General features: G+C 37.5%; 16 protein-coding genes, 2 pseudogenes and 1 riboswitch. Of the genes and pseudogenes, 5 read left to right on the top strand and 13 right to left on the bottom strand.

What is annotated here, in order from left to right:
* Together SINDD18_RS00935 and SINDD18_RS00930 are read right to left on the bottom strand one after the other, a co-directional pair.
* Positions 1–334, bottom strand: a pseudogene (locus SINDD18_RS00935) (dipeptidase PepV); the annotation flags it as partial.
* Between the two features lie 9 nt (positions 335–343).
* Complete coding sequence (locus SINDD18_RS00930) at positions 344–949, bottom strand: nitroreductase family protein (protein ID WP_061862758.1); 606 nt, start codon at positions 947–949, stop codon at positions 344–346.
* A gap of 226 nt (positions 950–1175) precedes the next feature.
* On the opposite strand from SINDD18_RS00930, the pseudogene SINDD18_RS00925 reads away from it, so the two are divergent.
* Positions 1176–1971 (top strand): annotated as a pseudogene (locus SINDD18_RS00925) (amino acid ABC transporter substrate-binding protein).
* Positions 1972–2034: 63 nt separating this feature from the next.
* On the opposite strand, the gene SINDD18_RS00920 reads toward SINDD18_RS00925, so the two are convergent.
* Entirely contained in the window at positions 2035–2868 is an 834-nt protein-coding gene (locus SINDD18_RS00920) for a metallophosphoesterase family protein (RefSeq protein ID WP_061862757.1), read from the bottom strand.
* Between the two features lie 208 nt (positions 2869–3076).
* On the opposite strand from SINDD18_RS00920, the gene SINDD18_RS00915 reads away from it, so the two are divergent.
* Genes SINDD18_RS00915 through SINDD18_RS00900 form a run of 4 tightly spaced genes read left to right on the top strand, consistent with a single transcriptional unit; the run spans position 3077 to position 4732 of the window.
* Positions 3077–3271, top strand: coding sequence for a helix-turn-helix transcriptional regulator (locus SINDD18_RS00915; RefSeq protein ID WP_006152985.1), 195 nt, complete (start codon positions 3077–3079; stop codon positions 3269–3271).
* Between the two features lie 14 nt (positions 3272–3285).
* Complete coding sequence (locus SINDD18_RS10265) at positions 3286–3828, top strand: DUF3278 domain-containing protein (protein ID WP_081108230.1); 543 nt, start codon at positions 3286–3288, stop codon at positions 3826–3828.
* A gap of 10 nt (positions 3829–3838) precedes the next feature.
* Positions 3839–4180: a hypothetical protein gene (locus SINDD18_RS00905; RefSeq protein WP_061862756.1), complete on the top strand. Its 342-nt coding sequence runs from the start codon at positions 3839–3841 to the stop codon at positions 4178–4180.
* Between the two features lie 12 nt (positions 4181–4192).
* Positions 4193–4732 carry a DUF3278 domain-containing protein gene (locus SINDD18_RS00900; RefSeq protein WP_061862755.1) on the top strand — a complete coding sequence of 180 codons (540 nt, stop codon included), beginning with the start codon at positions 4193–4195 and terminating at the stop codon, positions 4730–4732.
* A gap of 74 nt (positions 4733–4806) precedes the next feature.
* Here the strand turns inward: SINDD18_RS00900 and SINDD18_RS00895 are convergent, their stop codons facing one another.
* From SINDD18_RS00895 to SINDD18_RS11485, 10 genes are all read right to left on the bottom strand, one after another.
* Positions 4807–5703, bottom strand: coding sequence for a TDT family transporter (locus SINDD18_RS00895; protein WP_061862754.1), 897 nt, complete (start codon positions 5701–5703; stop codon positions 4807–4809).
* 108 nt (positions 5704–5811) lie between these two features.
* Positions 5812–6876, bottom strand: coding sequence for an acyl-CoA dehydrogenase family protein (locus SINDD18_RS00890; protein WP_061862753.1), 1065 nt, complete (start codon positions 6874–6876; stop codon positions 5812–5814).
* A 14-nt stretch (positions 6877–6890) separates the two neighbouring features.
* Positions 6891–7439, bottom strand: coding sequence for a carboxymuconolactone decarboxylase family protein (locus SINDD18_RS00885; protein WP_045763587.1), 549 nt, complete (start codon positions 7437–7439; stop codon positions 6891–6893).
* Positions 7440–7663: 224 nt separating this feature from the next.
* A complete protein-coding gene (locus SINDD18_RS00880) occupies positions 7664–8842 on the bottom strand; it encodes a ryptide export MFS transporter (RefSeq protein WP_061862752.1) in 1179 nt (392 codons plus the stop codon).
* Positions 8843–9333: 491 nt separating this feature from the next.
* The gene (locus tag SINDD18_RS00875) at positions 9334–10656 is read right to left on the bottom strand and encodes an alanine/glycine:cation symporter family protein (protein ID WP_061862751.1); all 1323 of its coding nucleotides are present in this window, start codon (positions 10654–10656) and stop codon (positions 9334–9336) included.
* Positions 10657–10746: 90 nt separating this feature from the next.
* Positions 10747–10835: riboswitch (glycine riboswitch) on the bottom strand.
* A gap of 332 nt (positions 10836–11167) precedes the next feature.
* Positions 11168–11980 (bottom strand): nuclease-related domain-containing protein, encoded by an 813-nt coding sequence (locus SINDD18_RS00870; RefSeq protein WP_061862750.1) that lies wholly within the window; start codon positions 11978–11980, stop codon positions 11168–11170.
* 23 nt (positions 11981–12003) lie between these two features.
* Positions 12004–12462: a nucleotide exchange factor GrpE gene (locus tag SINDD18_RS00865; RefSeq protein WP_061862749.1), complete on the bottom strand. Its 459-nt coding sequence runs from the start codon at positions 12460–12462 to the stop codon at positions 12004–12006.
* A gap of 7 nt (positions 12463–12469) precedes the next feature.
* On the bottom strand, positions 12470–13837 hold the full coding sequence (locus SINDD18_RS00860) for a tetratricopeptide repeat protein (RefSeq protein WP_061862748.1): 1368 nt from the start codon (positions 13835–13837) through the stop codon (positions 12470–12472).
* Between the two features lie 12 nt (positions 13838–13849).
* The gene (locus tag SINDD18_RS11490; RefSeq protein WP_277619871.1) at positions 13850–14632 is read right to left on the bottom strand and encodes an Hsp70 family protein; all 783 of its coding nucleotides are present in this window, start codon (positions 14630–14632) and stop codon (positions 13850–13852) included.
* Positions 14607–15386 carry an Hsp70 family protein gene (locus SINDD18_RS11485; RefSeq protein ID WP_277619870.1) on the bottom strand — a complete coding sequence of 260 codons (780 nt, stop codon included), beginning with the start codon at positions 15384–15386 and terminating at the stop codon, positions 14607–14609. Before SINDD18_RS11485 ends, SINDD18_RS11490 begins: the two co-directional genes overlap by 26 nt.
* Positions 15387–15543 lie beyond the last annotated feature (157 nt).

The raw sequence follows: 15543 nt of genomic DNA, 5'->3' as shown, positions 1-15543 counted from the left end.
GACGACCATCCTTGATGGTTGGAGTATAAGGATCAGTGTCCCATCCGCTACCTGCTGGCACTACATCCATGTGGGCAAAAATTCCGAGAACTTCTTCCCCTTCACCAAACTCAAAATGTCCTGCATAGTTGTCGACATTTTTTGTTGGGTAACCATCACGGTCTGCGATTTCAAGGAATTTCTCCAAAGCTTTTACCGGACCAGGTCCAAATGGATGCTCCGCATCTGCCTTACTGTCATCACGTTCTGAGTTGATTTCCAAAAGGCTAAACAAGTCAGCCAAGAGGGCTTCTTTACGTTTTTCTACTTCTGCTGTAAAATCAATAACTGTCATTTTTACTTCCTATCTTTTTTCGATAATTTCATCTACTGGCAAGCGGTAACTTGGTTCCAACTTCTCGTCTGTGTATCCTACTGTGATCAAAAGTTCTGGACGGAAGCGTTCTTCGATTTCCAAGACTTCATTGACTTTTGATTTGTCAAAACCAAGGATAATATTTGATCCGATTCCTTGGTCAGTCAATGCAAGGACCAAGTTCATAGCTACAAGCCCAGCATTAAGAGCCAAGTAGTCACTGACTTGCTGTTCGTTATAACGTGCAAATTCTGCTGGAAGATTTTTCATAAAGTACTGTAGTTGTTCTTCTGAGAAATTATTGGCACCACCAATTCGAGCAATCTTGCGAGCTCGTTTAGCTAGGTCAGTATCTGTAAACAAGGCAATGGTTACAGGAGCAGATGCTACTTGCTCAAAATTTGAACCGTAAGCTAATTTTGCTAGTTCAGCATTTTTCTCACGAACCACGACAAATTTCCAAGGCTGACTGTTGTGAGCGCTTGGGGCCAAGGTTGCGATTTCGATAGCTGTACGAACATCCTTAGGATCAACTGGTTTATCAATAAAATGCTTGGTCGCATGACGTTTTTTATTTAACTCAAGAAATTTCATAATTGATTTCCTTTTCTATTTCTACTATTTCCATTTTACCACATTCTGAAAGAGCTTGCAGAGATTTTTCATTCGTGAAACAAATTATCTTTTTTCAAATTCCACTTTCAGTTCTAGGCTCCATTTTAAAATTATAATGTTTCTCTATCGCCTCCATAAAAAATATATATTGGATATCTGATTGATTGTCTGGTAAGCTAGATACCATTAAGTAAAGGAGACTCTTATGAAAAAATTATTCTTATTATTAGCCATTAGTCCCTTGTTGATCGCCTGTGGACAAGCCAAACAAGATAGTACTTCTACTGCCACTGCTAGTCCTAAAACCATTGTCGTAGCCACTGCTGGAGACATTCCACCTTTTGATTTTGAAAAAGATGGTAATTTGACCGGATATGATGTTGAGGTTTTAAAAGCGGTCGATGAATAAACTAGATCAATACAAGATTGAATTTCAAAAAACAGCTTGGGAGAGTATCTTCCCTGGAGTGGATGCTGGTCGTTACCAAGCCGCTGCCAACAACTTGAGCTACACCAAAGAAAGAGCAGACAAATACCTCTACTCTCTACCTATCGCAAAAAATCCTTTGGTTCTTGTGAGCAGAAAAGACAAGGCACTTACTTCTCTTCAAGACATCGCTGGTAAAACAACCCAGGATGACACCGGAACTTCTACTGCCAAGGTCGTTACAGACTGGAATCAAAACCACTCCGACAATCCTACTACCATCCAATATTCTGGCGAAGATGTGGCTAAGCGTCTGACTGACCTCGCCAACGGTGAATTTGATTTCCTAATCTTTGATAAAATCTCTGTTCAAAAAATTATCCAAGACCGAGGTTTAGACTTGGAAAGCAATGACAATCCAAACAACTACATCATCTTCTCAAGCGACCAAAAAGAATTTAAAGAACAATTTGACAAGGTTCTCAAAGAACTCTACCAAGATGGAACCCTTGAAAAACTCAGCAAAACTTATCTCGGTAGTTCTTACCTACCAGATCAGTCACAATTGCAATAAGAAATACTAAAAACGATTGGCTCGTCCAATCGTTTATTTAGTATCTGTTCGTTAAAGCAACTCTTACAAAAAATCAAAATAATTCTTCACATCCTCCACATAGCCATGCTTTTCATTTAGGATAGCAAGTAATTCCCTATTATGTCCTTGATAGTTGTCCTCACGTCGTAATTCTTCATACATTTCGATAAAAGGAAGACCTTTGGTCTTGGCTGATTCTAGCTCTGCTTCATAATCATAAGCAACTTTTCGAAATTGGATATTGACCAATTCACCATTTTCAACCTCAAGCAAGGCATACTGGGCTCGGTGATTTTTCAGCCCTCCCCAGTCAAAATAAGGCATACCAATCGAACCTGGATTGATGATTTGTTGCCCTTGGCTACCATAACGAAGCAACTGCTTGTGAACATGTCCATAGACCGCCACGTCCGTTTCCTCATCTAACAGTTTATCAAAGTTATCTGTGTTATTTCCAACAGACAAGTCACCACCATAGTTCTTATCAGGCAAATTATGTGAAAGAGAAAAGCGCAGTCCATCAACTTCTCTCTTTTCTAACAAAGGCAAGCTTCGTAGCCAGGTAATCGTTGCAGGATCCATTCGCTCCATTAAAAACTGGGTCAATCGCATAAGCTGGATTTCTTGTGGATCTTCTAGACCATATTGCCCATCTAAAACCTCCAACACACAATCATCCCAGTTGCCTCGAACGGATGCTGTAATGGGAAGGTCTTTCAACAGAGCCACCAAGTCAGTTGCTCCCGGCCCAGGAAGAAAAATATCTCCCAGAAGCCAATATTCAGTTGCTCCCAAATTTTTAGCGTCCTCAAGCACTCCAGCCAAAGCCGTAGTGTTGCCGTGAATGTCTGATAAAATTGCAATCTTATGGTTCATTTTCTGCTCTTTCTTTATTGGATAGCATTCAGGGTATCCAAATCACTCTTATTTTTCTTCATTATAGCATAAAATCGCTAAAAGATTTTCACATAGAAATATTATCACCAAGATTCTTTTAAAAATATGTCAAAAATAGTTGACATTATGTTCTTAAAAGAATATACTATAGTCAAATATATGTGACATAAACTAAAAAGGAGGAAGCATGAATCGCGTAAAAGAATTCCGCAAGGAACTGGGAAAGTCCCAACTCGAACTTGCCAAGGATATCGGTGTCTCTAGGCAAACTATCAACATGATTGAGAACGACAAGTACAATCCTACCCTGGAACTCTGTCTCAATCTCGCTCGAAGCCTCCAAACTGACCTCAACAGTCTCTTTTGGGAGGATGATTTTTAAAAAGGAGAAGAAAAATGAAAAAAGAACCCCTCTATGAAAAACTAATCAAACGTATCTATGGCATTTCAGGGCCACTTGATGAACACAAACGACGCGAGGCTGACCACATCGGGAATAAAGTCTTTATGATTCTCTTTTACCTCATGACTCTAGGCAATTTCATCCCCTTTGTCCTTGCTTATAAATATCCCCAAATGGTCGCTTTCGGATATCCAATCATTATTTTTCTGGTTTCCTTGGTTTGTGCTCTCTATGTCACTACTCAAACTAAAAAAACTGGTATTGCTGCTATCGATCCTGATATGTTGAGCCAGAAGGAAAAGAAACAGTTACGTAATCCCGGACTTAAAGCTGGTCTGATCTATGGAATAGCCATGTTGTTTGGAATGCCACTTCTCGATATCCTAATGGATGATAGCAAGAGCTATCTTACCTCTCTTCTGAATACCAGAAGTATCTTGTCGACCATCGTTGCAGCCTTCTTTTTCGGATTAACAGTGCATATTGTCGTCACTCTTCGTATTCAAAAAGCTAGAGAAGATCAAGACGACGATTAGGAGGAAACTTATGAAATCACTACAAACTTTAATTCTCAGTCATATTTTGGTCAGTATCTTTATGACAGTTTTCCTAGTTTATGGCCAAATTACGCGTCCTTTTCTGATCATCTTCCTCTTAGCCCTTCCTGTCTTGAACAAAGGACAAAGATTTCAGAAAATCACATCAAAAAAAATACGCATCTTAAACGCATCTCTCTGCTTTATCCTCGTATCTTTCCCACAACTGTTAACGAATTCTATGGATTGGAGATATCTCTTATTTCTAACCATCTGTATCGTTTTTAGTCTAGTCTACTTCTATACTCTCTATCAACTCTTTAAAGAAGCTAATCAAAAACAAGGTTATTAAGAGGTCACTACCATGAAAAAAGAAGACTTAACCACTCGCTTAGTTCGAAATTTCTTTCATATCCAAGGACCCTTTGATGAATGCCGTCAAGAGGTCATCTACAAGGCTTGCGCCCGTTCCATGGTCCAAATCTTTTACTCTTCCTTCTTTCTCTTCCTGTTCTATCTTTTGTTTGGGCGCTTTATAGAGATAGTTCGAACGGCTATGCCCTATCTCTACTTCTTGATGATTTTTGCCCTCAGTCTCAAGGCAAGATATTCTACTAGAGGGCTCCACTTAGAAGATGATGATCAAACTGAGATTCCACAAATCACTTACAGCAAGCGTCAAATCAAGTTAAGAAGTTGGTTAGTTGGAACCAGCATCCCAACTCTCTACTTATTTATCCTATTTTCCAAAAAAGTACTTCTTGAAAATCACTCCATTACAGATTTCTTCTTGCAGTTTCTAGAACTCAAAATGATCGCATTTTTCCTACTAGTAGGACTTGGAGTAGGATCAATCTTCAGTACTATGACTTATTATTTTTTATCTGAACATGAAGAACAGTAGGTATAAGCTGAACTAATTAATTTACACGTTCGTGATAGAAGAACCCCTAACACTTCTCAGTGCTAGGGGCTTTTTTAGTTTCTTAAATACCGCATATATTCTACTAATACATAGACAAGAATCGTTAAACAAATGATAATCTCTAACCAAACGAGAAAGTTAAGGACTGGAAACTGCAGAATGCCTTGGGCCATTTTCAATGAAGTTGCTGTGATGATAGTTGGGAAGGTTAGGGCTGAAAAAGCTGGTTGAAATCCCTGTTTTAAAATCCTTGGTAAACGACTGAGAACAAAGAAAAAGAAAGTCTGTGAGGCAAAAATCATGACTAGCAAAATCCAGTTATGAAGTCCTGAACCTCCGATCCGAACGAGTGCTGCTAACAATAGAGAAAAGGGAGCACAATAGATTCCTTCTTGCCCCAGCAAAGCCCGTGGCAATGGATTACTTTTCAAATCTTGATAAATCAGAGGATAAAGGAAAAGGGTTAAGGTAAAACCAAAAATCCAAGCGCCATAGGCAATCTCGACTATGCCCACGACTGGGTAGGTCAAGCTTGCTACTGCTATCCCTACATAGAGAACTGTCCAACTTGGCGTTGCGCTCGTTCTTGGTTTAGTCTGCACATAATTTTTAGTGAAGTAAATGATTAAACCTACATCTAAAAGAAAAGCAAACCACCAAAGAATCTGCGCAACAATGCTCATGTTCATGGGTAAGATTCGTAACAAATAAGTTGATAAAATCATCCCTGCCATGGGAAAGGTCGCCATTCCCGATAATAGAGGAGCTTTCTTAAGTTCTTGCTGGCTTTCTTGCCAATCACTAAGATGACTGTATAAAAAATAAAACCATAAAATCAAGCCTGACAAACTAAAGACGTGCGATAATAGTGGAAAAATATCCAGGATGAGATTGCCTGCTCCAGCCAATCCCAATAAGCACCCTGAAAAGGCCAAGGGGAGTTTTTTCATGTGAACCTCCAATAGTCATGTTATTATCAGTATAGCATAAAAGCGCTTAAATGAAGTATTAAAAAACGAAGTTTAAAAAGATAAACCTCGTTTTTATTTTCTTTATTTTTAGTTTGTCGCTAGAATATGTCGCAATTGCACAGCACTAGGAGAAACAATTGGCAAAAAGGCACCTTCATTCCAACGACGTATGAAACCGGATGTCGATTTACTAAAGTATCCTCTACCGCCACCAGCTTGTAGTTCTAATAAGAGACTTTGAGCAACAACATCAACAATATCAATCCGTAACTGGAAAAGCTCACGCGGATTTCTAACGAAGTAGGACTCTTCAGATAGTCCTTGATAGAGAGAATGTCGAATATCATCTAACTGTTCGACCTGATGCTGCCATTCTTCCTTCAAGACACCTCGTTTCCCCAATTCTTTTTCGACTTCTGAGAGTGAACGTTCAGCTAAGCCAAAGGCTAGGCCAAATTGGTAGCCTAAAAAGGCTGGACGATTTTGCGCTAAAAATTGATGAGCATCCTTGGATAGAATCCACTCTTCCTTTAAAGGGACCTTGTTAAAAGTCAGAGCTGCTGTATTACCTCCTTGAAGAGAGACAAATTCCAAATCTTCGGAACGACTAAAGTTTTCTGCGTCTGATGGTACGGCTACTACATAACTTGTACTCGGATCATCTGCAAATCCTGCTACAAAAATAGTGAGGAAGCGATCCCTACGAGCATTGGTTACCCAAGGAAGTCGTCCTTTAAGATAATAATTCCCATTTTCTTCAAGGATACGAACATTTAGTTCCTCTAAGTCAGATAGATACTTAACCGCATTAGACAAGGCCGTAGCACCTGCATATTCTCCTGATAAGAGTTTTTCCAAGTAAACTTCTTTGAAATAAGCATTGTCAGTATGTAGAATATTGTCTATTAAAGTTCGTTGCCCCCATGAGATAAAGGAGGCTGTTAAGGAATGTTGAGCGAGTTCTGCAAGGATATCGATAACATCTTGGTCACTTCCACCTAGCCCTCCAAGAACTTTTGGTACTCCTACACGAAAGGCACCTTCTGCAGCAATTTTCTCAATCAGCTCTTCTCCAGCTTGACATGATTTTTTGTCAATTTCATCGGCGTGCTGGTCTAACCAACTTAAGAATTCTTCTGAAAAAAATCCCATACTCTACCCTCCTCTTATGCATAAGGTTGTAATTCTGGATTAATCGGTGTGTTAGCTAGATTGTTGGCATAGTTACAAAGACTTGCTAGACTGACACCGAGAACAACATCCAAGGCATTTTCTTGTGTATAGCCTGCTTCAAGAAATTCTCCAAGAGCTTCATCTCCTACGCGCCCTTTGGTATTGATAACTGCCAAGGTAAACTTAGCTAGAGTATCCAGCTTAGGATCGCTTTCGATTGGAGTACGATTGCGAAGGGCTTGAAGTAGGTCATCGTTCATCTGGATTTGCTTGATAGAAAAGGCTGTATGGCCAGCGACGCAGAAGGCACAACCGTTGGTTACAGCTGCAGTGATTTGCACCACTTCGCGTTCTACAGGTGTTAGACTATTGCGACGGTTAATAGCTCCAACAGTGCGATAAGCCTCTAGGGCTGTAGGGGCATTGGCCAAAAGACCGATAAGATTTGGGATATAACCATTGTTGTCCTTTTGTACCGTTTCAAGAACTTCTTTCACTTCTGCTGGTGCTGATTCTACTGTGTGGATAGTAAATGTTGTCATAAGGGGACCTCTTTTCGTTTTGTAATTAAATAGTTTCTGCGAAAATCTTACGAAATCTCATCAGCCTATTGAACAAATCCTTGCCTTGATTGATGACTCATTAGCTTTTCGTTGACAATAAGTCTAACACAGAATCTATACCTTGCATAATATATATTTTAAATTGCACTGATAAAAAATTTTTATGAAAACAAAAAATCACACCAGATGTGTGATCATAACTGTTAATTTATCTGATGCTTGTTTCTTAAAACTAAGATGGACTCTACTAGCAAGTAGAATATAGCCAGGCCAAAACCAGTAAATACACCAAAATATTCTGTAATGGAACTCATTAGAAAAACAGAGGCAGAAAAGGCCAATGTTGAGACAACTTCAATAACGGAGTAAACATTTACAAGTTCCTTCTCATCAACCGATTCCTGTAATAATACACTCTCAGGGACTTCCTTAATCTGAGATAGAAAACCAATTACTAGAGATAGGAATAGAAAAGCAGGTGCATTTGGAAATAATACTATCAACAGAGTTACTAGTGCTGTTGATAACAAAGAAAAGATCATAGTTTGATATTTATAGGTAACAACTTTCTCTGCTAGACGGAAGATAATAGCTCCTCCCAAGATAATCCCCAAGGAATAGGCTGTATTGACGTAGCCCCAATAGCTTTCTGACTGATGTAAAATCTCAGTCACAAAAACAAGTAAAACAGAAGATACCCAGATAGCATTGGCTAAAATTTCTAAAAGATTGGCTTGAACAATAAAGCCTAATCTTGATTCTTTAGCCACCAATCGCCAACCTTTTGTTAGAGTCTCAAGACTTGTTTCAGAGGACACCTCTTCTTTTTCGACTAGTGGCAAACCAAACATCAAAATCGTCGAAATTGTAAACAAGGCTAACACAATGAGCAGGCTAGGATTCATTCCCAGACTCGCAAATAAGAAGCCTCCTAAGCCCCAACCAACTAGTTGTACACTTTCTCCACTCATAGAAATAGCTGCGTTCGCTTTAGCTAAATTCCTTGCATAGCGTGGAACAATCGCATAGGAAACAGGTGCTGCAAAACCATCCAAAACGGAGATTAAAGTGACAATAGCATATAAAAGAGGGAGGGAAATAGTTTCAGATTGCTTGAGTAGAAAAACCAAAATCGCTAGCAGAATCGTCTTACCCAATTGAGTCAAGAAAAGAACACGATTTAAAGCTAATCTCTTTGTTACTAACGGGACTAAGAAACTGGCTAAAAAGGAGGATAGACCTATCAGAATTGGTACTAGGGAGGTTGAAATGACCGAACCAGATAAGACAAACACATTTGCAATCACAACAACTCTAAAAAAGACATCTGCTAGATTTGCTAGTCCCTGTGAAGTCACTAATTTTCGAATATCTTTTGACATAAACACCTCCAGTTTATTTCTCTTTCGCACATAGATGAAACAAGACATATCAGACTAATACTCTTCGAAAATCAAATTCAAACCACGTCAGCTTCGCCTTGCCGTACTCAAGTACAGCCTGCGGCTAGCTTCCTAGTTTGCTCTTTGATTTTCATTGAGTATAAAAACAGATTTATGCTGACTATTATACAATAAATAAAAGTGCAAATAAAGGATATCATTAAAGAGGTACTATTGAATTTCATTCATCTTATGACATAATACTCTTCGAAAATCTCTTCAAACCGCGTCAACGTCGCCTTGGATTATATATGTGACTGACTTCGTCAGTCTTATCTACAACCTCAAAGCAGTGCTTTGAGCAACCTACGGCTAGTTTGCTCTTTGATTTTCATTGAGTATAAAATAAAAGACTAGCCCTAGTAGTGAAAAAACTAGCATCTCACAAACAGATGCTAGTCTTATCTATAAATGGTAATATCAATCTTACATTATTTATCAAAATACTTCTTAGTCTCAGCGATAACGACTGGCGACAAGGCCAAGAGGGCAATCAAGTTTGGTAGAGCCATGAGGGCATTGACGATATCAGCGATAATCCAGACCATATCCAACTCGATGAATCCACCCAGTAAGACCATAGCAACAAAGACCACACGATAAAGCCAGATAAAGCGAACACCAAAGAGAAACTCAAAACAACGCTCTCCGTAGTAGTTCCATCCTAAAATCGTGGTAAAGGCAAAAAGTACCAAAAATATTGTTAAAAGAGCAGGTCCAAAGAAAGAAAAGACTGTAGAAAAAGCTGACTGAGTCAGAGCAACTCCGTCTAAATTACCATTCCAAACACCTGTCACCAAGATGGTCAAACCAGTCAGGGTACAGATGATTAGAGTGTCAATAAAGGTACCTGTCATAGAAATTAAACCTTGTTCCACTGGTTCGTTTGTTTTGGCTGCAGCAGCAGCTATTGGAGCTGAACCCAAACCAGACTCATTTGAGAAGACCCCACGTGCCACACCATTTTGAATAGCCATCCGAATGCTAGCTCCTGCGAACCCTCCCACTGCAGCCACTGGACTAAAAGCTGATGTGAGAACCAGTGAAAGTGTTGCAGGTACTTTATCGATATTAAAGAAAATGACTGTCAAGGTTCCCAAGATGTAGATAATAGCCATAAAAGGAACAACAGTGGTTGACACCTTAGAAATGGACTTAAGTCCACCAAAGACCGCAATCCCCACGAAAATAGATAAGATAAGTGCAGTAATGGTCGGTGACAAGTTGGTTGTATTTTGTATAGACTCTGTGATGGAGTTGACCTGAGTAAAGGTACCAATACCTAAGAGAGCTACCAAAACACCTGCAATGGCAAAGAAGATTGCAAGGGGGCGCCATTTTTCTCCCATACCTAAAAGAATATAGTGCATAGGGCCTCCTGCGATAGCGCCATTTTCATCCTTACTCCGATATTTGATAGCCAGTAAGCCCTCTGCATACTTGGTCGCCATCCCAAAAAAAGCTGCCATCCACATCCAGAAGAGGGCACCAGGACCTCCCATCTTGATGGCTGTTGCTACTCCGATGATATTTCCTGTACCAACAGTCGCTGCCAAGGCTGTACACAAGGCCGCAAAGCTCGACACATCCCCATGCCCCTTATCCTTGGTAAAAATAAGCTGGAAGGCCTTAGGAAGACGCAGGATTTGTAAAAGCCCTAAACGAAGAGTCAAGTAAATCCCTGTACCAACCAATAAAATTAAAAGGGGTGGTCCCCATACTAGAGCATCCAGCTCTTTTAGCAAATTTAACATCCTTTTCTCCTATCTATTCAACCCCAAAAGAAAGAGCACATGTTAAAAACATGTACTCTGGAATGCATCGATAAATGCCAAAAAGCGCTCTATCATTGCTCTGTCCTTTTACCTGAGAGTTTGAGCAGTTGCCTGCCTTGCCCCTTCGGTGCCTTTACGGTCTCTCCAGAGTTCCGTCCATTTACAGTCATGAAAGGTCAAAGGACCTTCCACTTCTATTAAACTTCATTCGGTGTTGTATGTAATTTTTACTTATTTTACAAGAAATGTTATCTTTTGTCAATATATTTTTCAGCGTTGGTTAGACGAAAAACTTTCTGATCTTTGAGTGTGGAAAAATCTAATATTTCACTACCATTTCCGATGATATAATCAATTCATTTCATGTCATTTTTAGAATTTCACTCATATTATAAAAAGTTAAAAATAAAATACTATTTCAAAATTTAAATATAAAATTGTAGGCTAAGAAATCTATAACATCAAATTATTTACTATTATTTTACATGAATTAGCGTTTTAAAAGCAAATTAAATGTCTGTCGAATCATTTGTCCACCAATTGTATCCTTAAACTTATCTTCCCTAGATAATTCATCTAACATCTCTTCTAAACTAACAGCCTTAATATGACCCGGCCAAAACACATTATCCAATTTACCTGCTCCCTTAAAGGTAGGCATCAATACTACGCGTGTTTCTAAACGATAATATTTCAACAAATTTCCAAATTTATGAGAAAAGCTTTCTTTTGCATAAGACATATTAGGCGACATTTTTTTAGGCATCCCTATTTGAGATCCTGTAGCACTGTCTATAGTGTACAACAGCCCATCCTCTTCTTTATAAATCACATTCCCAGAAATATAAAATTTTAAATCAACTAGCCATATTGTAGAGCCAGAAACAATAACGCAATCAATATCTGCATCTAACCTTTTATCTTCGAGATTAAGATTATGGATAGACCAAAAGGTGACTAGTTTTTCTAAAAGTCCTTGTTTTTGTAACGCTTTTGCAAAATTAATTTCTCCCTCTTGACCAAGATTAATGGCAGATTCATCAAATCCTGATTTATTCAATCCTTTTCCAGGCTCTCCAAACATCAATTCATGCTGATAAAGTTTATAATTCTTAAGTTTTTGTGGTTCAAATCCTGTCATTTTACCATTATGAGTTGCCTTGGAAATAATGGAAAGTTCACTATATTTAGATATTGAAGGAGTACGGGTTTTGAGAGAAAACTTATCATTTTGTCTTCTGTCCCAAAGAAATCCTAATATAAAATATAATTTATTTCTGAGATGTTTAAAAAAGCTAAACAATTTCTCCCCCCCTAAAAAATATCTTATTTAGCAATAATAACTTTACTTGGTCTGAGAACTCTATTATTTAACAGATATCCATTTTGCAATACTTCAACAATGTTATTCTCACTTTGTTCATCAGTAACTGCCACTGTATTAACAACTTCATGCAAACTTGGGTCAATCATACCACTATTATCAATAACCTGTAACCCATTCAACGAAAGAACTTGTAGAAGTTCTTCAGCAATTGAGGTAAGTAAATCTGATTTTTCTTCAGATGATTCAATACGATCAACAACTTGAAGTATTTGTTCCATAAAAGGGGCAAATTTCTCCCCCTTATCCAAAGCTTGTCTATAGATTAAATACTGCTTCAATTCTTCAATCAGACTATTTTTAGCTTTATCTTCTAATAAACGGCGTGTAATTAATGATTCAATATCTTCAACTTTATCTACGATATATGAAACTTTTTCATGCAATACTTCTTCACTCATAAAAACTTTATCCTTTCTTCCTTCTATTTATTTGCCATCCTTTAGGATAATTGTAATACAAGACAATATTTGATAATAACGCCAAACTTAATGCATTGCTAATCCAAAAACTGTGCACAAACTTGTCAAAGAAACCACTCAAAACCCAATTAGCTACAAAAACTAAGACAAACATTAAACATCCCATACCTTGCGAGTGACGTGTTGTAGCATAAATAGTAGAATTTTTATTTTCAATAAAATCATTATAAGAATCAGTATTTCTAATTTTATCTTCAATTCCTAAGCTTTGTGCCTTTGCCAAGTAAGCTTTTGCAATTCGAACACGCGCCTTATTATCTAAAACTGCGTTATTCTCATATTTTGTTCGATCGATATATTTTCTAAAGAATGCCTCAACTTCTGTATCAGGTGCTTTTTTCATACGCTCTATCGTAATATCTAACAATAAACTAAAATATACCTGTTGGAAATCTTTATTGTTCCCATATCTTTCATTTAAGGTATCTAAATAATTCTCACACTCATCTTCAGATTTCAAAAAAAGAATACCTGCATAGTGTAATTTGTTTTCTAACGAGTCAGTGATATCTACTAATTTTTTAGCAAACTTATAGGCTTCTTCATTATCTCCAATTTCTTTATAACAGCTTGATAAAAGGTAATAAATATATTCTTCATTATTTTTATTTTCTTCTAAAAAATGATCATACAAATATCGAAGATCTTTCGCTGCCTGTTTATACTGTTCAAATAAAAATAGAGACCTCCCCTTTTTCAAAAGATAAAAAGAATTATTAGACAGTTCAAATGCTTCTTGATAATACTGAATTGCAAACTTTTGCTGATCTTTTTCACAATAAACATCGCCTAGTAAAGATAAGATATCTGCATTATTAGGTCTCAATCTATTTGCTTCACTAATAGCTAGCTCTGCATCTGATAAGTTACTATCTTCAAGGCTAATCATAGCTTTAAAATACCAAACATCTGCATCATTTCGATTTATTTTTAAGGCTTCTTCAATGTAAGAATAAGCTAATGATTTCTTTCCTGAGTAGAAAGCTTGCCTAGCTGAATCAAGATAACTTGTATTTGAATGATTAGTTGGAGTCGAATCAGGGGTTCCTTCAGAACTGTGTTTAGAAATTTCTAGTTCCTTATCATATTTTTTCCTAGTTTCTTCATTCTCAAACACTTTTTCTGCCTGTGCAATAATTTCCATCTTTCTTTCAGCCATTGATCTTTGATCAATATTAGGTGAACCCGTCAACTGGCGATAACGTTTACGATTTGACTTTATACTCTTCTTCACATCATCTAATGAACTTGTTTCTGAAATTCCTAACTCTTCATAATAATTTGTTACTAACATTGTGCATCTCCTCTAATCAATTGTTAAATCCTTTATTTTACGACTGGCTAATTCTACAGCATTTTTATCTAGATTTGCTTGTCTCTCTACCTCAAAAGTCCCTAATAGGTGATTATCTGAATCATGTACCTCTACAAATACAGTTTGATCGACATCATAATGATAAGTTACTTTCAAAGTTGTTCCTGCTGCCCAGTCCCCTGGTAATTTAATTGTGCTCTCTCCTATAACAGTAACAAATTGTGGATCCTCGTCATCCCCTTGAGTAACCTCTACTAGCACATTTTGTTGATTATCTACAACTGTTGAAAAATACTCAGAGTACTTGTTCGGAACCTTAGAATTTTTAGGAATAATAATCGTATTTCTTTTCACGCCATTTGAGAGAGCCAGAGTTCCCAAGGCTTGAGAAGTCACATCCGAAACAACTAATTTTTCTGCTAGCCCACGAACTGCCTCACTAATATCTGAACCTTCTGATTTATTAGCAATTTCCAACGCTGCCTGAATAGCTGCGCCCTGTGCTACAGCCTCATCTGGATTGATAGAATATACAATCTTCTTCCCAATTTTCTCTTCTAATTTTCTTTGCACCATTGGCATTCGGGTTGAACCACCAATTAATAGTACTTGGTCAATTTCATCCCATGATATTCCAGACTCTTCAACAACATCATCCAACAACTCTTCTGTACGATTCATTAGACTTTTCGTTGCTTCTTCAAATTCTACACGTGTTACTGGGATTTTATAACTTTTGCCTTTATAGTCAAGAAAGACATTTGTTTTTTCCACAGTTGTTAGCCCTCTTTGTATTCTCTGACTTTTCACGAAGCAAAGCAGTAAAATGTTCATCAGTGTAGATATCTTCTGCTCCCTGTTCTTCCATCTTTTCAGCAATAATCATTGATAGGGCATTATCAAAATCAAATCCTCCTAAATTACGATCTCCATCAGTTGCAATAACATCAAACTCACCATCTTTTATTTTCATTAATGTGACGTCAAACGTTCCTCCACCTAGATCGTATACCAATACTGTCTCATTTTTTTCAGCTGAAATACCGTATGCAAGAGCCGCAGCTGTAGGTTCATTTAGAACTCGTAAAACATTGAGTCCAGCAATTTCTCCTGCATGTTTCGTTGCTGTTCTACGTGCATCATCAAAATAAGCTGGAACAGTTATCACAACATCTTCTACTTTTTCACCTAGTGCATTTTCCGCCCCCTCTTTTAATCTCTTTAAAATGATAGCTGATATTTCTTCTGCTGTATAAACTGTATCACTAGGAGAATCAAATTTCCAATTCGGATTTCCCATCTGTCTTTTGACATACTGTACAACTGCTTCAGGATTACTTGCTGCTAAGTTTTTGGCTTGAATCCCAACAAGTGGTTCATCTTTCCCATCAAAATCTTGAAAGAATACTACAGATGGAGTTAAACTTTCACCATCTTGATTCAATAAAATTTGCGGCTGTCCAGTTTCTGATAATACAGATACTGCTGAATATGTAGTTCCTAAATCAATTCCAATTGCTCTACTCATATTTCACTCCTAATCATTAATTAATTTAAACTTGTGTTAGTATTTCTGTTAAAAACTTATAATATTTTAACTCTGCTTCTATCTTGCTCTGATTTTTCCAAAATGTCATAAGACTGCTAGCGATTAAATTACTAAGTTAAACTTCTCATTTCTGTCC

The organism is Streptococcus infantis (assembly GCF_001579645.1).
Taxonomy (GTDB): domain Bacteria; phylum Bacillota; class Bacilli; order Lactobacillales; family Streptococcaceae; genus Streptococcus; species Streptococcus infantis_E.
Note: the sequence above shows the minus strand (reverse complement) of the source record. Positions and strands in the feature narration are given on the sequence as shown.